Source organism: Streptomyces sp. NBC_00454 (assembly GCF_041434015.1).
Lineage (GTDB): Bacteria > Actinomycetota > Actinomycetes > Streptomycetales > Streptomycetaceae > Streptomyces.
Genome location: NZ_CP107907.1, coordinates 5,974,067 through 5,992,374, shown reverse-complemented (window position 1 = coordinate 5,992,374; position 18,308 = coordinate 5,974,067). Strand labels below are relative to the sequence as shown.

The 18,308-nt window shown below is 70.1% G+C and carries 20 protein-coding genes and 1 pseudogene; 12 read left to right on the top strand and 9 right to left on the bottom strand.

The genetic code is table 11. The annotated features are described in order from the left end of the window. Window positions 1–218 precede the first annotated feature (218 nt). Together OHU74_RS27625 and OHU74_RS27620 are read left to right on the top strand one after the other, a co-directional pair. Window positions 219–578, top strand: coding sequence for a hypothetical protein (locus OHU74_RS27625; protein WP_371618350.1), 360 nt, complete (start codon window positions 219–221; stop codon window positions 576–578). 169 nt (window positions 579–747) lie between these two features. Continuing rightward, window positions 748–1,584, top strand: a complete 837-nt coding sequence (locus OHU74_RS27620) for an undecaprenyl-diphosphate phosphatase (protein ID WP_371618349.1) — start codon at window positions 748–750, stop codon at window positions 1,582–1,584. A gap of 71 nt (window positions 1,585–1,655) precedes the next feature. Here OHU74_RS27620 and OHU74_RS27615 read toward each other — a convergent pair whose 3' ends face one another. The 4 genes from OHU74_RS27615 to OHU74_RS27600 are packed head-to-tail and all read right to left on the bottom strand — an operon-like array spanning window position 1,656 to window position 3,883. After that, window positions 1,656–2,357 carry a hypothetical protein gene (locus OHU74_RS27615; protein ID WP_371618348.1) on the bottom strand — a complete coding sequence of 234 codons (702 nt, stop codon included), beginning with the start codon at window positions 2,355–2,357 and terminating at the stop codon, window positions 1,656–1,658. A 51-nt stretch (window positions 2,358–2,408) separates the two neighbouring features. Next, complete coding sequence (locus OHU74_RS27610; protein ID WP_371618347.1) at window positions 2,409–3,212, bottom strand: M56 family metallopeptidase; 804 nt, start codon at window positions 3,210–3,212, stop codon at window positions 2,409–2,411. Window positions 3,213–3,251: 39 nt separating this feature from the next. Then, window positions 3,252–3,515 carry a hypothetical protein gene (locus OHU74_RS27605; protein ID WP_371618346.1) on the bottom strand — a complete coding sequence of 88 codons (264 nt, stop codon included), beginning with the start codon at window positions 3,513–3,515 and terminating at the stop codon, window positions 3,252–3,254. After that, a complete protein-coding gene (locus OHU74_RS27600) occupies window positions 3,512–3,883 on the bottom strand; it encodes a BlaI/MecI/CopY family transcriptional regulator (protein ID WP_371618345.1) in 372 nt (123 codons plus the stop codon). Before OHU74_RS27600 ends, OHU74_RS27605 begins: the two co-directional genes overlap by 4 nt. Before the next feature lie 175 nt (window positions 3,884–4,058). On the opposite strand from OHU74_RS27600, the gene OHU74_RS27595 reads away from it, so the two are divergent. The 5 genes from OHU74_RS27595 (at window position 4,059) to OHU74_RS27575 (ending at window position 8,703) form a co-directional block, all read left to right on the top strand. After that, window positions 4,059–4,733 carry a DedA family protein gene (locus OHU74_RS27595; RefSeq protein ID WP_371618344.1) on the top strand — a complete coding sequence of 225 codons (675 nt, stop codon included), beginning with the start codon at window positions 4,059–4,061 and terminating at the stop codon, window positions 4,731–4,733. Between the two features lie 333 nt (window positions 4,734–5,066). Next, window positions 5,067–5,540, top strand: coding sequence for a helix-turn-helix domain-containing protein (locus OHU74_RS27590; RefSeq protein ID WP_371618343.1), 474 nt, complete (start codon window positions 5,067–5,069; stop codon window positions 5,538–5,540). Between the two features lie 261 nt (window positions 5,541–5,801). After that, window positions 5,802–6,329 (top strand): regulator component, encoded by a 528-nt coding sequence (locus OHU74_RS27585; protein ID WP_371618342.1) that lies wholly within the window; start codon window positions 5,802–5,804, stop codon window positions 6,327–6,329. Further along, window positions 6,326–7,516 (top strand): MAB_1171c family putative transporter, encoded by a 1,191-nt coding sequence (locus tag OHU74_RS27580; RefSeq protein ID WP_371618341.1) that lies wholly within the window; start codon window positions 6,326–6,328, stop codon window positions 7,514–7,516. The genes OHU74_RS27585 and OHU74_RS27580 overlap by 4 nt, the downstream gene beginning before the upstream one ends. Then, window positions 7,513–8,703, top strand: a complete 1,191-nt coding sequence (locus OHU74_RS27575; protein ID WP_371618340.1) for a cytochrome P450 — start codon at window positions 7,513–7,515, stop codon at window positions 8,701–8,703. The genes OHU74_RS27580 and OHU74_RS27575 overlap by 4 nt, the downstream gene beginning before the upstream one ends. A gap of 49 nt (window positions 8,704–8,752) precedes the next feature. Here OHU74_RS27575 and OHU74_RS27570 read toward each other — a convergent pair whose 3' ends face one another. Further along, on the bottom strand, window positions 8,753–9,475 hold the full coding sequence (locus tag OHU74_RS27570) for an NUDIX domain-containing protein (RefSeq protein WP_371618339.1): 723 nt from the start codon (window positions 9,473–9,475) through the stop codon (window positions 8,753–8,755). 170 nt (window positions 9,476–9,645) lie between these two features. On the opposite strand from OHU74_RS27570, the gene OHU74_RS27565 reads away from it, so the two are divergent. From OHU74_RS27565 to OHU74_RS27550, 4 genes are all read left to right on the top strand, one after another. Then, a complete protein-coding gene (locus tag OHU74_RS27565) occupies window positions 9,646–11,316 on the top strand; it encodes a hypothetical protein (protein WP_371618338.1) in 1,671 nt (556 codons plus the stop codon). Continuing rightward, a complete protein-coding gene (locus OHU74_RS27560) occupies window positions 11,313–12,230 on the top strand; it encodes a hypothetical protein (protein WP_371618337.1) in 918 nt (305 codons plus the stop codon). Before OHU74_RS27565 ends, OHU74_RS27560 begins: the two co-directional genes overlap by 4 nt. 51 nt (window positions 12,231–12,281) lie before the next feature. Beyond that, on the top strand, window positions 12,282–12,947 hold the full coding sequence (locus tag OHU74_RS27555; RefSeq protein ID WP_371618336.1) for a hypothetical protein: 666 nt from the start codon (window positions 12,282–12,284) through the stop codon (window positions 12,945–12,947). 631 nt (window positions 12,948–13,578) lie between these two features. Then, on the top strand, window positions 13,579–14,223 hold the full coding sequence (locus OHU74_RS27550) for a chitin binding peritrophin-A domain-containing protein (protein ID WP_371618335.1): 645 nt from the start codon (window positions 13,579–13,581) through the stop codon (window positions 14,221–14,223). Between the two features lie 105 nt (window positions 14,224–14,328). Here the strand turns inward: OHU74_RS27550 and OHU74_RS27545 are convergent, their stop codons facing one another. The 3 genes from OHU74_RS27545 to OHU74_RS27535 form a co-directional block, all read right to left on the bottom strand. Next, window positions 14,329–15,030, bottom strand: coding sequence for a class F sortase (locus OHU74_RS27545; RefSeq protein WP_371618334.1), 702 nt, complete (start codon window positions 15,028–15,030; stop codon window positions 14,329–14,331). Window positions 15,031–15,142: 112 nt separating this feature from the next. Continuing rightward, entirely contained in the window at window positions 15,143–15,679 is a 537-nt protein-coding gene (locus OHU74_RS27540) for a hypothetical protein (RefSeq protein WP_371618333.1), read from the bottom strand. A 680-nt stretch (window positions 15,680–16,359) separates the two neighbouring features. Continuing rightward, window positions 16,360–17,649, bottom strand: coding sequence for a DUF6236 family protein (locus OHU74_RS27535; protein ID WP_371618332.1), 1,290 nt, complete (start codon window positions 17,647–17,649; stop codon window positions 16,360–16,362). 112 nt (window positions 17,650–17,761) lie between these two features. Here OHU74_RS27535 and OHU74_RS27530 point away from each other — a divergent pair. Further along, a pseudogene (locus OHU74_RS27530) lies at window positions 17,762–17,936 on the top strand (SAM-dependent methyltransferase); the annotation flags it as partial. 188 nt (window positions 17,937–18,124) lie between these two features. Here OHU74_RS27530 and OHU74_RS27525 read toward each other — a convergent pair. After that, window positions 18,125–18,295 carry a hypothetical protein gene (locus OHU74_RS27525; RefSeq protein ID WP_266903847.1) on the bottom strand — a complete coding sequence of 57 codons (171 nt, stop codon included), beginning with the start codon at window positions 18,293–18,295 and terminating at the stop codon, window positions 18,125–18,127. Window positions 18,296–18,308 lie beyond the last annotated feature (13 nt).

Here is an 18,308-nt window from a genome sequence, read left to right as displayed (position 1 = left end):
GCCCCGCCCTCGCACCGAGGGCGGGCCCCCGGGAGCGGACGTCGCGCACACCCCCGCCGCGACGATCCGCACCGCCTCCGGTGCCGTGGGCGCGTGTTCCGGCCGGCAACGGCGGAGCACGCGCCCACTTCGCGTTCCCGGCGGGGACTCCCCGCCCCACACCATCCGCCGAGCCGCCGCCACGGCCCGGCGCTCGAGGAAGGCCACGGCGCCACCCCATGACGACCCACACCGACCGCACCACCGCCACCGAGCCCACCGACCTCACCGGACCCGTCGCCTCCGCCTCCACCGGCAGCCTGGCCCTGGCCCTGTCCGACGACCTGGCCGCGGGCCGCTGGACGCCGACCCACCTGGACCGGCGCCTCGCCTGCCACCTCGCCGCCGCGTCGGCGGGCGACGGGCAGCTCACGGCGGAGCGGATCCGTACGGCGCTGTGGGAGGGCGGCGAGCCCTTCCTCCGGCAGCCGGACAACCGATTCGCCGCACTGCTGGCCCAGTTGGTCCCCGGCACCGCGTCCGTCCTCGACGAGACGACGGTCCACGCCCTGCTGCGCCGCCTGGCCCCGCACAGCTGACCCCTCCCACACCCCTGGCCACCCGCCCGGTGTTGGCCGCTCCGCGCCCGTCCTCTACAGTCACCCCCGTGGTCTACATCCATGTAGACCACGGGGATCCCCGAGTTCGCCGCGGGCGCGGACGCCGACCCATCTCCACACCACCGAACCAACCCCAGGGACGGACCACTTGAGCACCATCGGCATCGGACAGGCGGCGATCCTCGGCGTCGTCGAAGGGGTCACCGAATTCCTGCCGGTCTCCTCCACCGGCCACCTGAAGATCACCGAAGGCCTGATGGGCATCCCGGTGGACGACAAGGCCGTCGTCGCCTTCACCGCCGTCATCCAGGTCGGAGCCATCGCCGCGGTGCTGGTGTACTTCTTCAAGGACATCGTGCGGATCGTGAGCGCGTGGGGGCGCGGCCTGGTCAACCGCGAGGAGCGGTACCACCACGACTACAAGTTCGCCTGGTGGGTCATCTACGCCACCATCCCCATCGTGGTCGTCGGGCTCGCCGCCAAACCGCTCATCGAGAGCACCCTGGCCTCCCTGTGGGTGGTGGCCGGCTCCCTCATCGTCGGCAGCGGCCTCATGTGGGCCGCCGACCAGATCGGCCGCCACAAGCGCGGCGAGGACGACACCACCTTCAAGGACGCGATGCTGGTGGGCTGTTCGCAGATCCTCGCCCTCCTCTTCCCCGGCTTCTCCCGCTCCGGAGCCACCATGGCAACCGGCCTCCTCCTCGACCTCGAGCGGGTCGCCGCCACCCGCCTCTCCTTCTTCCTCGGCATCCCGGCCCTGACCGGCGCGGGCCTGTACGAGCTCAAGGACGCGGTGGGCGCCGGAGTGGACGCCCTCCCCCTGGTCGTCGGCACGCTGGTCTCCTTCGCCGTCGCCTACGCCTCGATCGCCTGGCTCCTCAAGTTCGTCGCGAAGCACTCCTTCAACGCCTTCGTCATCTACCGCATCGTCGTGGGCCTCCTGCTCTTCGGCCTCCTCGGAGCCGGAGTCCTCACCGCCTGACGGCAGTCGGACAGCGGTTCGGCCCAGGCCGTCTCTTTCGGATCTTGTCGGTCAGGTCCGCGAGAGACGGCCTACGGCAGGACCTGGTCCTCGCGCCGTACGAGGCGGAAGGCGCGCGGACCCGGCGGCGCCTGTCCGGGGCGTCGCGGCCGGTAGCCGGCCGGTACGAAGTTCTTCGGCTTCCGGGGCCGCGCCCGCCGCGCCGCCTCCACCAGGGCGGCCAGGACCGGGTGGGTCTGCGACAGCCGGCGGAAGCCCCGGACGGGGAAACCCGCCACGGCCACGGCCTGCGGCCATGTCGCTCCCCGGCTGAGCGCCAGTACCGCGACCCGGACCATCGCGGGCGTGGGCGTGGTGGCGGGGCCGGCGGCGAGCCCGTGGGCCCCGGCCAGGGCCTCGGCGGATCGCAGGGCGGCCGCGAAGGCCGGGTCCTTCGCCAGCCAGTTCCGCAGCACCCGCTCCGGCATGTCCGCCCATACCGCGGCGGCGTCCAGGGCGAGGCCCTGCGCCGTGGCCTGGAGGACCTCGGCCATCCGCGCCAGCGTCTCGTCACGCTCGCGCGGCAGTCCGCCCAGGGAAGCCTTCAACGCGAGCTCGACCTCGTCCCGCGCGCCGAGCAGCTCCACCACCCGGTCGGCCCGGGCAGCACTGTCGTCCGCATCCGAAGTCCGGTTCCTCTGCTGCTCGTACACCGCCGCTCCCCCCTGCCCGGTGCGTGCGGGGGCCGGGAAGACGGCCGTGACCGGTGCCAGGTACAGGCTCCGGACGGTCACTTGGAGCACGGTCGGGTCCTGCTGGAAGCCGAGGGCGGGGCAGGCCGGACGTCAGTCGGCCGGGTGCTCGCCCTGGGCGATCTCCACCCCGCGGTGCAGCCGGACCGCTCCGGCGAGGGAGGACGCACCGGCCGCCGAGCACAGCAGGGCCATGGCCAGCAGTGCGGGAGCGATGCGCCGGGCGGGCGCCTGGGTCAGCAGGGCCTTCACGCGGGCGGGGACCGGCCCGGTCACGGCCCCCGGCGCGAGCGCGGATCCCGCGGGCCGTGCGCCGCCGCGGGTGACGGCCAGCGCCGCCCGCCCCACGGCGTGCGCGGTGAGCGTCCGGCTGCCGGTGGCGCGGGCGGCGGACTCGTCGGCCGCGCGTTCGGCGGCGAAGGACACCTGCGGGACGACGGCGGCCAGCGCCGGATGGCACCAGCCGGCGAGCTGGGCAACGGCGAGGAAGAGGTGGTGGCGCGCGGCGAGGTGCGCGCGTTCGTGGGCCAGGAGGGCTTCCCGTTCGCGCGGCTCCAGCGAGCTCAACATGCCGGAGGTCACCACGATCCGGCCCCCGCCCCGCAGCCCACCGGGAAGGGCGTAGGCGTCCGGGCGCGCGTCGCGCAGTACGCACAGCCCTCCGACGGCCGGCAGGTGGGCGACGTCTCCGTGGGCGGTGCGCAGCCGCCTGGCCTCGGACAGTCCGCGCCGGGCCACGGTGACGCCGATGACCGCGAAGACCCCGGCGGACAGCGCGGAGACGCCCAGCGCCAGCAGCGCCGGACCGGCCTGGAGCGGCCGGATCAGGTGTACGAGGGCGGCCACGGGCCCGATGGCCAGAGCGAGGGGCAGCAGCAGGACGCCCAGGCAGGCCACGACCCCGAGGACTGGGTCGTCTCTTCCGGATCTTGCCGGTCAGGTCCGCGTCGTCCGGTGCCGTGCCTCGCCGCGCTGCCGGGTCACCCTCGTACTGGACGTACTCGGGTGACCCGGCAGCGCGGCGAGGTGCGGTGCCGGGCGGCGCGGACCCGGCAAGATCCGGAAGAGACGGCCCAGCGCTCCGGTGGCGGTGGTGATCGTCCACAACGCGACCCCGGGCCGCACCCGGCGGGCCGTGCGCCGCGCGAGCGGCGGCAGGAGCCAGGGCAGCAGGAGGGGGACGATCAGCAGCGCGATCATTGCCCGCTTCCCTCCAGCAGCCGCCTGAGCTCCGCCTCGTCGTCGGAGCTGAGCCCTTCGACGAACCGGGCCAGCACGACACTGCGGTCGCCGTCCTGGTCGAGCTCGCGGTGCATCCGGCGCGCGGTGAGACCGTGCGCGTCCTCCACCGGGAAGTACAGGAAGCCCCGCCCGCCCGGATTGCGGTCGATGGCGCCCTTCTCGTGCAGCCGGGCGAGCAGCGTCGCCACCGTGGTCCGTGCCAGCGACTGCGGTATCGCCTCCCTGACCTGCGCCGCCGACTGCGGTTTCCCCGCGGCCCACAGCGCCGCCAGGACGCTGGCCTCCAGCTCGCCGGCCGGACGGCGTTCGCTCGCGCTGTCGGTCATGAAACCTCCCTCTCGCACAGGTCGTCTACAGTGGGGTAGACGGACTACTGTCCTGTAGACACCGGGTGGGCGGACCGCACCCCCGAGGCGGTCCGGCACCCTCTTGCCCACAGCGGTGAGCCCCACCCAGCGGTGAGCCCCACCCCCCGCCACCATTATCGATGGGACCGTACGGATGTTCCTCACTCAGCTCGCCGCAGCGCCGCCGGTGCACCTCGCCGTGAACCTGCTCGACGCCCAGTCCCTGCTCGCCGCGTTCGGAACGTTCGGCATCGCGGTCATCCTGTTCGCCGAGACCGGCCTGCTCCTCGGGTTCTTCCTGCCAGGGGACTCGCTGCTGTTCACCGCCGGACTGCTGTGCGCGGGCTCGGCCGCCTCCCCCGGGCACCTGTCACTGCCCTGGGTCCTGCTCGCCGCCGCGACCGGCGCCCTGGCCGGCGCGCAGACGGGCTACCTCCTGGGCCGCAAGGCCGGGCCCGCGTTCCTGACCCGGACGAAGTCGCGCAAGATCAGCGAGGGCGCCGAGCGGGCGGCGGAGATCCTGGAGCGCTACGGGTACGCGAAGGCGATCGTCCTGGCGCGCTTCCTGCCCATCGTGCGGACGGTACTGAACCCCCTCGCCGGGATCCTGAACGTACCGGCCCGCACCTTCGCCCTCTGGCAGGTCCTGGGCGGCCTCCTGTGGACCGTCGGCCTGGTCCTGGCCGGCTACGCGCTCGGCGCGTCCGTACCGAACGTCGACCGCTACCTCCTGCCGATCATCGCCGTGATCGTCGCCCTGTCCCTCGTCCCCGTCGGTCTGGAGCTGCTGCGCTCCCGCCGTACGGGGCGGGCCGGCACCAGCGCCTGATCCCGGCCGCTCCGCGCAGGGCGACGCCACCCCCGCGGGCCTGCGCAGGGCCGCACCACGCCTCGTAGGACGAAGGAAGCCGCGCCGGCCGGGGCGAACCCGTCCGACGCGGCCACGGCACTACGGCCGCCGGTCGAGCTCACCCCCGTGAAGCTCAACCCGACCCGTTCGATCCCGCCACCACCACACCCTCGACACTCCAGTGGCGACGAAGCATTGGTAACGTACACCAGAGTGACTGCCCGGCGTCAACCAAAGTGTTGCCGGGGCCGGCCCGACGGGCTTCGAGAAACACTGTGGTGGGCAAAGACTCGGCATCACGCCAAGGAGGTTGTGTACGTGGAGGATGACCAGGCGCATGACCAGGCGCCCACCTTCGCCCAACTCCTGGACCACCTCTTCCGCGAGGTGCACCCCCCTTCCCGCGGGCCGTACACCTACGCGGAGGTAGCCGAGGGCATCCGCAAGGCCGCGACCGGAGAAGGACGCGGGGTGACGGCGAGCGCCATCCAGCAACTGCGCACCGGCGCCAAGCGGAACCCGACGCGCCACACCATCAAGGCCCTGGCCGACTTCTTCGGCGTCCCCGCGGGCTACTTCGTCGACAGCGCGGCAGCCGAACGCACCAAGGCCGAGATCGGCCTCCTCGCCGCCATGCGCGACCAGGACGTCCGCAAGGTGGCCCTGCGCGCCAACGGCCTGAGCGTCGACAGCCTGAAGATGCTGTCCACCGTCATCGAACAGGCCCGGAAACTCGAAGGGCTCACCACCGACGGCCCCGCGCAGGACCTCAACCTGGACGACTGAACCGCCCACCGGGCGGCGGTCACCCGCCCCCCTCCCCGACACCACACCCCCTGCCCCGGCTCACCGGCAGGGGGTATCGAGCGTTCCCCGGCACCGGCCCGGCGTCCCCGCCGCACGACCGGCCGTACGACCCTGCCGCAACAACACCCCGCCCTCGGATCGGAGTCGCGAACATGTCAGCATTGGGGCGCGCGTAGCAGGCTTCCGGGGAGAGGTCCGCCCCGGCCGACCACCCCCGCCCGGCGTCACCAGAGTGAGGACATGGACCTTGAGCAGCTTCGCGCCACGTGTGAGGCGCGCGTCGAGGCACTTCAACTCCCGCACCGCTTCAGCACCCGCGACCTCCGCGACGCCGTGGCCGAACAGCGCGGACGCCCCATCGTCCTGCGCCCCCTGAGCACCCTGGGCGCCGTGGACGCACCGTGCGGCATCCGCCTGGAGACCCCGGACGCCGACCTGTTGTTCTACGAAGAGGCCACCTCCCCCCTCCACCAGAACCACATCCTCGCCCACGAGATCAGCCACATCATCTGCGACCACCCCGGCAGCCTGGAGCTGGACCAGGACACCCTGCGCGCGATCGGGTTCGACCCCACCCTCGTCCAGCGCATGTCGGGCCGGACCAGCTACACCAGCGAGGACGAACGCGAGGCCGAGGTGATGGCCAGCGTGATCCGACAACTCATGTACCGGGGACGCGAAGGCCCGTCGAGCCGGCCCGCCAGCGGCGCCGAGAGCTGGGACGCGTTGTTCGCCAAGCCACACAGGAAGAAGCGCCACCGGAAATGATCAACATCCTCTTCACGGGCATGGCCGTCGTGCTGCTGTGCTTCGCCGCCTACTGGGTACGCGGACGCGGCGGACACCGCCCCACGGGCAGTTGGGCGATGGCGGCGCTCCTGACCTCGTTCGCCCTCGCCTTCGCCTCGTACGCCCCCGCCGTGGAGCACGCGGTCGAATCAGTGGTCCCCCACGTCGCCCGGCTCCTCAGCAACGCCTTCACCCTGACGGCGGCCACCTCGGTCCTCGCCTTCCTCTTCCAGCTCAATCTGGACCGCGAACGGGCCCGCCGGCAGATCCGGCTGCGCGTCATCGCCCTCGCGATCTCCGTCGCCGGCATGACCGCCTTCTTCACCGCCGAACAACTCACCGGACGCAACCCGGTGTTGTACGCGTGCTACGTGCTCATCTACATCTCCTACCTGGGATACACGGCCAAGGACTTCCTGCTGCAGACCTGGGCCCAGTCCAAGCGCTCGACCCGCCGCAGTCAGTGCTGGGGCCTGCGCACGACCTCGATCGGCTGCGGCTTCGCCCTCGTCTACGCCGCGTACAAGCTCTTCGCCCTGGTCTCCATCGGCCTCGGCCTCGGGCTCGTGCCCGACAACGCCCGGTGCTCGAGCCCGCTGACCCCCTTCCGCTGCACCTTCAGCGTGACCGCACCGGCCGTCGCCGTCCTCCTCATCACCGTCGGACTCACCCTCCCCGCCCTGCTGTGGCCGCTCAGCCAACTGCGCCGCCGCCGCTGGGAACGGAACTCGTTCACCGCGCTGGAACCCCTGTGGCGCGAGGTCACCTCCGCGGTCCCCGAGGTCGTGCTCGACCCGGACAGCACCGGAGCCGACACCCACGACCTCGACTTCCACCTGCACCGCCGGGTCATCGAGATCAACGACTGCGTGCTGGCCCTGCGCCGGTACCGTCAGACATCGGTACGCGACGCCGCGGCCGCCGAAGTCGCCCGCCGGGGCACGGCCGACACCCCCGCCGGCGAAGCCGAGGTGGAGGCGGCCGTCATCGCCGCGGCCGTCAGCGCGAAGCGCGCCGGACTCCCCGTCGACGGCGACGAGGCCCCGCCCGCCGCCGGCACCCGCTCCCGCAAGGGCGACCTCCCGGCGGAGACGGCCTGGCTGCTGCTGGTTGCCGCGGCCTACGCACTCCAGCCGGCCCCCGAGCACGCGGGCGCGGCCTCATGACCGCCCCGCGGCAGGACCCCCTGCGCGACCCGCGCTTCTTCGCCGACCCCTACCCCACGTACGACCGGCTGCGCGAAGGCTGCCCGGTCCAGCGCGTCCCCACCGGCTCCGGCGGACACCACGCGTACCTGGTCACCGGCCACTCCGAGGCCCGCGAGGCGTTCACCGACCCCCGCCTGTCCAAGGACACGGCCCGCTTCTTCGCCGACCGGCCCTCGAACCGCGACCTGCACCCGGCGATCTCCCGCAACATGCTGGCGAGCGACCCACCCGAGCACACCCGCCAACGCCGGTTGGCAACAAGGCTGTTCACAACAGCCCGCGTCCGCGAACTCCGCCCGTTCATCACTCAGGTCGTGGACGACCTCACGTCCACGTGGCGACCCGGCACGGACATCGACCTGGTGGCGGACCTTGCGGTCCCCCTGCCGGTCACCGTCGTCTGCGAACTGCTCGGCGTCCCTGCACCCGACCGCGCCACCCTCGCCGCCCACTCCCACGACCTGTTCGACGCGACCGACACCACCCGCGTCGATGCCGCGTCACACCACATCGGCGACTACCTCACCCACCTGATCGACACGGCCCGCACGACCCCCACCAACGGCCCGCTCCACACCCTCCTCCACGACTGCGACGAAGACGGCCTCACCCGCGACGAGACCATCTCCCTGGCCGCCCTCCTCCTGGTCGCCGGGCACGAGACCACCACCCACTTCATCGGCAACGCCGTCCTGGCCCTGCTCCGCCACCCCGAGTCCTTCGACCGCCTGCGCCGCGACCCCTCCCTCATCCCCGGCGCCCTGGACGAACTGCTCCGCTTCGACTCCCCGGTGAGCGTGGCCACCTTCCGCTACAGCACGCAGGACCTGCGCATCGGCGGCACCGACATCCCGGCGGGCCACCCGGTCCTGATCTCCCCCGGCGCCGCCAACCGCGACCCGGCAGCCTTCCCCGACCCGAACGCCCTGAACCTCGACCGCGAAGCCACGGCCCACCTCTCCTTCGGCCACGGCATCCACCGCTGCCCGGGCGCCCCCCTGGCCCGCGCCGAGGCCGAAATCACCCTCCGCACCCTACTGACCCGCTACCCGAACACCCGCCTGACCACCCCCGCAAATTCCCTGACCTGGCGCCAAACCCGCCTCACCCGAGGCCTCTCCACCCTCCCCCTCACCTTGGCCTGACGCGGCCCCGCGTCCCTGCTTCGATCCCGAGACCTCCAAATTCGGCCAACTAGGCAGGCTGCCCGCCGGCACGCAGGAGGGGTGGGCTCAACACCCATGCAATCCCTCTGCGGTACAGCGCGGCCGGGCGGCCTGTCGAGGGCATCCTCTGTTCGCCCGTGGGTTCCACGAATCCTGTGGTCCTCAGCACCTTGCGCCGAAAATTGCTCGGGTCCAACGGCTGCCCCCAGACCACTTCATAGACCGTGCGCAACTCGCTGAGAGTGAACTCCGAGGCACAGAAGGCCGTCGCGACAGAGGTGTATTCGAGTTTGCGGCGGACCTCCTCCAAAGCCTCGGCAAGGATCGCGGAGTGATCGAATGCCAGCCTCATCCTGGCCTGGTCGAGTTCATCCACCGGTGCCCAGTAGGCGCGTTCCGCGTCCGTGCCGCCCACAGGCACGGGCAGGTTGGGCCCCAGCGCCAGGTATGCGACGGTGACCACTCGCCCCCTCGGATCCCGCCCGGGATCGCCGTAGGCACCCAACTGCTCCAGGTGCAACAGCCCACCGTCGATGCCGGCTTCCTCCCACAACTCCCGCAGCGCCCCTTCCCGCAGGGTCTCGCCCTTCTGGACATACCCGCCAGGGAGCGCAGGCTGGCCGACGAAGGGCTCCAGCCCCCGATCGATCAGTAGCACCATCAGGCGGGCGCCTTGCAGCGTGAAGATCGCCAGGTCCACCGTCACCCACGAGGCCTCCACCTCATCGGAGTCTTTCAGCCAGTCATCCACGAGAACCCCTAAAGGTCACATTGACTTGAACACTCTCGCCACTTATGGTCACACAGACCTTAACCCCCAGGAGGCGAGGGCAGGGCATGGCCACTCCCCCCGTACCACCCGCGGAGGATTCCGCCGAAGAACTCACGGCTGCGACACGCCACTTATGTGCGGGCACTTACGTGGACGAAGACTTCCGCGACCTCGTGATCGACAAGGTCTGTGCCTCCCCGCACCGAAGGGTCGCCCCGTCCTACGGCTTCGACATCGTCCCGGTCATGCGTCATGCATGGCGGGCCGCCACCCTGACGGCCGCCCTGCGCGTCACGCTGCTGACATCCGTGATCGCGCCGGCCTACGCGGACGCCCTGCCTGCGAGCGTTCTCGTCGCATGCGGCCTCTCCCTCCTGTGTCTGCTCCGCCTGGCCCTGCTCATACATCGGGGCGACCGCGAGCCCCAAACCGATCGAAAGTCCGTACGACGCACCCAGGAGCGGCAGTTTCGCCATCGGCGCCGCCTCCAACGGATCCTCCCGCGAAGAAAGTCGGAGAAGTCACGGGCGCTGCAACGCATCGGAGGCATCGCGCTCGGCGTGGTGACGGCCGGTCTCGCGATCGGACTCGCCCACCCCCATCACGCCACCACAGCCCTTCGCGTGGGGGCGAGCATCGTGCTCATCTGCCTCGCCATCGGAGCGATACGTCAGCTGCAGCTCAACCGGATCCTTCGAGCACCGACCCTGCGCCCCGCCCACCTGTCCCCCCGGCAGCGGGTGGTCGACGTTCAGCAGAGGGACGTGCACGCCGTGTATCGCCGCCCCCGCCACAGCCAGGACAAGGAAGCGGCCGACGACGACCTGAACGTGTTCACCCTCTTCGGCAAGGAGTCGCCGTTCATTGGTGCCGGAGAGATCGTCTATCAGTGGAACCCGCCGATGAGCGTCCAACTCCTGCGTCCTGTTGATGACGATGACGCCCCACTGCACGAACGGGAGTACCTCGTACCCCCGTTCCAGGCCCACGAGCTCGTCGAGCACCTGCGCGACGCGGTCCGTCTACTGAACACCGACAGCCACGATGTCCGCCTGCCCGCCCAAGTCAGGGACCGCGTCTATGTGTCCGAGACCGACGTGGCAACCAATCGCTCCCTATTACCGCTGAAGCTCACGGACGCGGATCTGCGGGAGATCATCAACACGCCAGGATCGAGGGGTCATCATTTCCTCGAGGTCACGACACCACTGGAGGGCGCGGAGTACGTCGCGACCGTCCTGCTCCACGTCAGCATACGGGGGCGGACCCTCATCATCTCCACGGCGGCGTGCGTGCTCGCGCACACGCCGAGATCCTTCCAACGGACAGCCGAGTTCGGCCAACACGGCCTCGTCGCGGTCATATGGGCCGCCTTCCGTGAATTGTCCACCCTCCCCCGGCAAGTCCAGAGCTCGTGGCGGATCATCCGATATCTCCGCGCCCTGATCAAGGTCACCTTCCTCCCCCCGGATCTCACCTCCACACCGATACCCAACGTCCTCATCGGCAGTCGCGTGAGCATCCGGGAGCAATCGGCCCAGGCATGGTCGAAGGTGCAATTGGAGAAGACCGACATCCTCGGCCGGATGAAGACGATCGAACAACGTCTGCTCCGGGCGGCGGGCGACTTCCTGCTGACCAAGGACGTGGACGCGTCGGAGTTCAACAATCGAGCACTCAAGATCATCAATAGTGGGATCTTCAACTTCGGCGACAACAACACCATCAGCAACAACGCCGTGGGCGATGCGGCCCAAGTCGGCGTCCCGGCGGACCCTGCCACGGGGACCGACAACCCCAGCGACGGAGGAACTCCGTGAACACCAACCGAGGTATCAGCTCCTACGGCAACGGCAACACCATCAGCAACAACGCCGTGGGCAGCCACGCCCGAGTCATCGCAACGCCTCCCGCAGAACGAGACGGCGCACCAGTCGCCGGCTCCGCGGCACCAACGGATCAGAGCACGTGGGACGTCGGAATCGTCACCATCCTCAGCGAGGAACTCCGCTCACTGTGCGACGAGTTGAAACTCGAACGGCACAGGGAGCCAGGAGGCCTCTACTTCTACCGCGGAGAACAAGCCACTCCGAACTCAACCGTCCGCATCGTCGCCACTCAGACGCAGAGTCAGGGACAGCGGTCGACCATGGCCGCTTTGGAGAACCTACGACGCCACTACGCGCCCCGGCTATGGGCTCTCGTCGGCGTGGGCGGGGGAATTCACGACGAACACGCTCGCATCGGGAACGTCATCGTCTCGACCGAGGTCGTCTACTACGAGAACCGCAAGATCAATCCGCTCGGCGATGTCCGCAGGCGTGGCGAACACCGGCAGGCTCCGGCCCAGGTGGTGCACGCCGTGAACGCGTTCTTCACCGAGCACGGCACCCCCGCCCGTATCCACGGTCAGCTCGCCTCGCAATCCTCACAGGAATACGAGGTGTATCCGGGGCTGATCGGCTCCGGCGAAGCAGTCGTCGCCGACCGCGACAGCGACATCCGCCGATACCTCGCGCACTACAACGAGAAGGTACTGGCGGTGGACATGGAAGCGGGCGGCTTGAGCCAGTACTGGCAGGAGAATTCCGTCCACGACGAGTCGAACCCCGGCTGGATCGTCATCCGTGGTGTTTCCGACAACGCCGACGAAGAGAAGGGACACGCACACCACGAACTCGCGGCCCGCAACGCCGCCCACGTCCTGCGGCTCCTGCTGCCCTTCCTCTGCTGACGCGATCGATGCCCGGCCGCACTCCGACCCGACACCTGAAGAGGACTCCACATGACCGATTTCCTGTTAGGGATCCTCGGCTCTCTGGCGGCCAGCGCGATCCTCCTGGCCCTTGGCTTGCTCCGCGGCGCCCGTCCCATGTGGTGGCTGATCGCCGCCTGCTCCCGGTACACGGGGACCAAGCTGGGGCGCGTCTACCGCCACCAGTCCTCCGCTGAACAGGACCTCGCCCGCGACCTGCGGCAAGCCCGCTGGGTCAAGGTCCTGGCGGGCCGAGGCAACGTACTCACCCGTGAGGTCTTCTCACCCGTGTGGTCGGCGGAGCCGTCCCCGCAGTCCGTCCAGATCCTGTTGCCCGACCCCGATACCCAAGAGGACTCGTGGCTCGATCGGCGCTCTCAGGAAGTATCCCGGTTCGACCCAGGCTTCACGCGGGGTCTGCTCAGAAGCCAGGTCCGAACGAACATCGACTACCTGGCCCGGGTGACGCATACGAGGGAGGGCATCGAGCTGCGCACCTTCAACCTGCCCAACAACTGCCGCGTGATCGCGACAGACCGTGCCGCCTACCTCACGTTCTACAGTGCGTCAGCCCACGGCAGAAACTCTCCGTGCCTGTACGCCCGGGCGCCTGGCATTCTGTACACCGCCGCCCTGCGCCAGTTCGACGCGACCTGGACACACGCTACGCCGGCTCTCCCGACCCCCCTCCCCTGACGAACCGGGGAAGGGGACGAGCGGGAACAGGTCGAGCTGACGGCGAACGCCACGAACCCGCAGGTCAGGCGTCCTTCACGACCCGCTCCAGGATCGCCACGCACTCCACGTGGTGCGTCGTCAGAAACAGATCCAACCAAAACAGGTGGAAGAAAACCGCAGGTCAGAGCCTTTCCGATCCTGGGTTCGTGGTTTGAGTTGTGTGCACTGTGGGCGCTGCGTGCGGAATCACGACGCTGGTTTGCTGCTCGGGACCGGCCGGAACGCCGTCCAGTCGTCGACTGACAGCGACCGGTCTGCCGTCGTCCAGGCGCAGGCGGGCATACATCATGGCCGTAGTCCTCTTGGCGGCTTGGGCGCCACCCCGGAGCCATCGAAGCGACTGCGCAGTCCGGCTCCGCTCGGACTGCAGGGCGAGCTCCAGCTCACCGGTGGCCCCGACTGCTGCGTCGATGCCGCTTCGGACGCCTACCCGATGGCCCGTCATGGCCAGCGCGTCGCACAGCTACGCCATCACTTCAGCCACCGTTGCGGCATGTGTGCGCCAGCAAGCGCGACGGTGAGGGAACCAGCCACTGGCGGGTAACGGCCATCCGGGGACACGGGTGCCCCGAGCCGCGAGACTACGCGCATGAAGATCATCCGTATCCTCGCACCGCTGGCCGCCATGGCCGCGCTACTCACCATGGCGGCCCCTGTCCAGGCCCAGCCCGCGCCGGCCCCCGCGACCGTAGCTACTGCCACAGTCCCGCCACCCGCCAACCAGAGCATCTGCAAGAAGCCGGGAGGCTACTACCAGCACCTCAGCGACCCGGCCGCGTTCTGGGTATGCGACAACGCCTACCGGCCCACCCGCCACATATGCCCCGGGGGGCTCCTGTACAACGCGGACGCCCGGCCCGCGACCTGCGACTGGCCTGACCAGGTCCACTCCCAGGCCCCCACCGGCGCGACCACGCTGACCGCCGCCCCGGCCCACCTTCAAAAGCTCCCGCTGAAGGTCGTCGGCCTCAAGGCGACCCTGAAGACCGGACTGATCGGAGTACCGATCACCTTCAAGAGCAAGTCCGGCAAGGTCCTGTGCACGGCCACCACTCAGTCGGTCAACTACTACGACAACACCCGTGGTGCGCCCAGCGTCGCCACGTGTGACAGCACCGCGGGCCTTGTCGGTACCGTCACGGACCTGCTGCTCGGCTACACGGCCTCCTTCGCCGGCCGCGACGGTCTCTTCGAGGCATCGACCGGTAACGGCACCGTGAAACTTCTCGGATAACCCCGGCCCGCACGGAATGACCACGTACATCCATACCCCCGCACACCGTGGCCCTCGACGGGAGCAACCGAGGTCCCCCGCCGACACGGCGGGACCCCTGAGGTCTCAGCGCGTGGATGCCGGGGTGTCGGTGAGGTGGGCGTAGACGACCACGTTAGCCGGGTAGCCAGTCTTCTTCGTGTACGTGCCGCCGCAGGTGATGAGCCGTAGTTCGGGACGGCCCGTGGCGCCGTAGACCTGCTGGTCGGGGAAGCCCTCTCGGTCGTGGACCTCGATCGCGTCGACGGTGAAGACCGCGGTGGTTCCGTCTCGGCGTGCTATTTCTATGCGCTCGCCCTTCTTCAGTGCTCCGAGTCGGTAGAAGACGGCGGGGCCATGTTTGTTGTCCACGTGGCCGGCGACGACGGCCGTGCCGTCGGCGCCGGGTGACGTACCGCCCGCGTACCAGCCCGCGAGGTTCTTGTCGTCGGGCGCGGGCGCCTGAAGGCTGCCGTCGCTCTCCAGGCCGAGGCCCGTGAGTGGGGCGTCGATGCGGAGCGAGGGTACGCGGATGCGTTCCGGCTCGGCCGGGGCCATGGCCGCCGGCTGGGGCGCGGACGTCGGGGTGGGCGCGGAGCTCTCCCCGCGTGACTCACCGCGCAACTGGTCGAACACCCTGTGCTGGGTGCCGAGGAGACCTTGGGCTCGGGTCGGCTGGGGTGGCGGCTGCGGTATGTCATCGGTGGTGACCAGCCAGACCCCCACGGCCGCCGCGAGTGCGGTCAGGGATCCGATCGTCCGGTTCCCCCAACGCCGTCCGTCCGGCACGTATGCCCCCTACTGGTCCGTGTGATGTCGGTGACCCGCGGCGGTGCCGGATCCAGGCTCGGGGCACCGGATCCGACACCGTCATACGCGTACGGCCTGAGCCGCAGACCGGTCAGACGCGGCCGGAGGCCGTCCGGCGGCGCGCCATCCACACGCCGCCGACGGCCGCGGCGCCGAGGGCACCGATGCCGACCGCGAGGTTCGTACCGGAGTCCTGGGTGCCGCCGAGGCCGGTCTTCACCGCACCCTTGGGGTGCGCCGCGGAGACGGTGAGGGTGCCGGTGAACGGGCCCTCGACGTTGCCCTTGCCGTCGTCGCAGACCACGGACACCTCGTAGGAGCCGGGCTTGGTGCTCGCGGGAACGGTGCCGACGCCGCCGACCTCGTTCTTGAGCATGGAGAGCTTGACGGTCGGGATGCTGGAGCCGGTGACGCCCGTCTTGAAGGTGGCCAGGCCCTCCTTGCCCTTGCAGTTGCCGCCGTCGAAGACGGAGAACTGCCCGCCCGGAGCGACCGGGTTGGGCTGGAGCACGACCGGGTTGGAGGCGGCTGCGGCGGCCGGGCTGCCGGCAGCGGCGGCCGGGCCAGCGAGGCCGAAGCCTGTCGCGAGGGCGAGGGCGCCACCGGTGAGTATCGAGGACGTACGCATGTTGTTCTCCCCTGGACGCGGCCACGGAGCCACCCCCGTGTAAGGCAGGAACCGCGTCCCGGGATCAGCACACGGCCGTCCCTCAACCGGCGCATCCCGGACCGGCGCACCCGTCCGGCGTGTCGCGGACACGACAGAGCCCGAAGCCCAATGACCGTGCAGGTCAGACCGCTTAGCAGGTGATCTCTGGGTTACCGCAGCAAGTTCGGCCGAACGCATGACGGACTCCCTGCCAGGGACTCCCTGCAATGGCCCCCCAGGCCCCCGCCCCGAATCGCCGACGGCCCCGGGAACCGAGCAGCCCCGCAACGCCGGCACCCCCTACCCCAAGGAGGGCCCGGACCAGCAGATCACTGACGGATGCACCGCGGAGCCAGAACACCGACGAAGGGCATCGAGCGGCGTGACCGGCAGGTCGCCACAGAGGCCAGTACGGCCGCCGATGCGCCCACAGCCCCCTTACCGACCGTCATGAACCCGCCGCCTTGGCCGCGCGCTTCCTCTTCGTGATCACCCTCGGTTCGACTCCGGGCGCAAGGCGCCAAGATCGTCGAGACGGGCGAGGGGCGAACCCCACCGGCCCGATGGTCCGCCGGGGCCACACCGTGGCCCTCGGTTTCGACGTCAGCGGCCAAGCCGAGCTGTTGCGACGGCACCCATGGAGCGAGGTCCCGGCCGCGTCAGATCCCGGTGCCCGCAGCCCGGGCCGAGACGCGCAGGATGCGCCGCAGGAGCGACTGCGGTTCGAGGTCGTACTTGATCCGCAGGAGGCAGGTGACCGCGGAGTTCCGCAGGTGAGCGTCGCGGGCGTCAACCACGTGACGGCGTATGGACGTCACGCCGAAGGCGACCGCTCCGGCGGTGAGCAGGGACGATCCTGCGGCCAACCCGCCCAGGGAAGCGGCCGCCGCGCTGCCGAGCTCCAGCTTGTAACCTATCGCGGCATGGCCGGCCTCCATCCTGAGCCCCTTCATCGCCGCTTCGAGGTCTTTCAATGGCGTCGTGAACCGCTGCTGGACCAACAGCCGCAGATACGCCTCAACGGCCGTGGGATCGTCGGCGGAGCCAAGCGCGTCACGCAGCTCCTCAGCCGTCGCGGCCACCGCGTCCGCGAAGGCGTCGAACTCCGTGGCATGGCGGGTGCGCAGCTGGATCATCTTCTCGACCGGGATGTCCTGGAGACCGCGCGGCACCACGCAGCGCACCACCAGATGCCCGATAGCGGCGGCGAACTGCCGTTGGCCGAACACGGTCGCGGGAGTTGCGGGAGCGGCACTGCTGTGGGCCCGATAACGGCTGATGAGCTGGGGGCCACTTTCTCCCAGGAGAACCTCCGCCAGCCGCGCTGCGCTCCAGTCGCCGCTGTACGGGTGCAGGACGGGCTGGTCGGTGACGGGCAGGTAGCCGGTGCGGCGCGCCAGTTCGTCGACGACCACGCGCTTCCAGATCCAGGCGAGGGTGGGGTCCATGGCGGCCCAACGGGACTGGCGTCCATCGACGTCCACGTTATCGGCGATGCCGGGCACCATCAGCCCCATGGACTCCAACGCGCCGTAGTCGACTTCGCCCCAGTGCATCGGCACCAGGTCCGGGCCGAGAGCAGGATCGCCGCCTCCCTGCGGCCAGGCGTAGGTTGCCGCGTCATATGCGTCGTAGCGCATCATGGGCGCTCTTCCCGGCTGTTTGACCGCCCGCTCCCGCAGGTTGTTCGCATAGCGTCGCCACATGGTGTGGGAGTCGACGCTGAACACCTCTCTGAACAGCGGAATCACCGCTTCGATCGCCTCGCGAGGAGAGACGTCGACGACGAAGTCGAGCCCGTCCTTGAGCGCCAGGGCAACACCCGCATCGGCCGGGACGAACCGGTCGGGGACCACACGTGCCATGCGCGGCCAGTACAAGGCCGCCGCTTTCAGCCACTCCTCGCTGCGGAAGTGGATGTACGGGTAGTAGAGCCCGATGCGCTGCATCGGATCACGCTAGCCAGCACGGGCGTGTTGCGGAAGGGATGGTGGAGACGCAACCGATCTCGCCCCGAACCAGGGCCTGTTGGGGAATACCGGGGCCCGACTGGGAGCAATGGCCGAGGACGAGCCGGCCTTGCCGCTCGCCGACGGTGCGTTCGACCGCGTCACCAGCCGCCATCCCGTGAAGGCCTGGCAGGAGGAAATCGCCCGCATCCTCGTACCCATCGGCACGTGCCTTTTCCCAGCACGTGGGGCCGGCCGGCGTCTTCGAGCTGGTGGAGTACTTCCTCGCCCACACCGCCCGATCCTTATCGAAACCCGCAAGCCCGCCTGAGACGGCCGTGGCCTGGTGAGACGAACGCCTACCCGCAGATGAACCCGGCACCGGCCCAGTCGATCCGGAGCTGGGTGGGCCCCACCGACGAGGGCCACCCAGCGGGACACCTACCGCGGGGCGGCACCAACCGGCGGCCTTCGGCTACGACTGGCCCTGGTCCATCACGCCTCCACCGCGTGTCCTCGCCTCCGGCGCGGGCTCCTGGTCAGCAGCATCCACGCCCGCCCCGGGGCCATCGTCCTGGGGGCCGGCGACCCTGCGGACGACCAGCTCAGGCTGGTCGTCGGCGTCGTGCTCATCGATCTCGGGCATGTGGCTCTCCTTA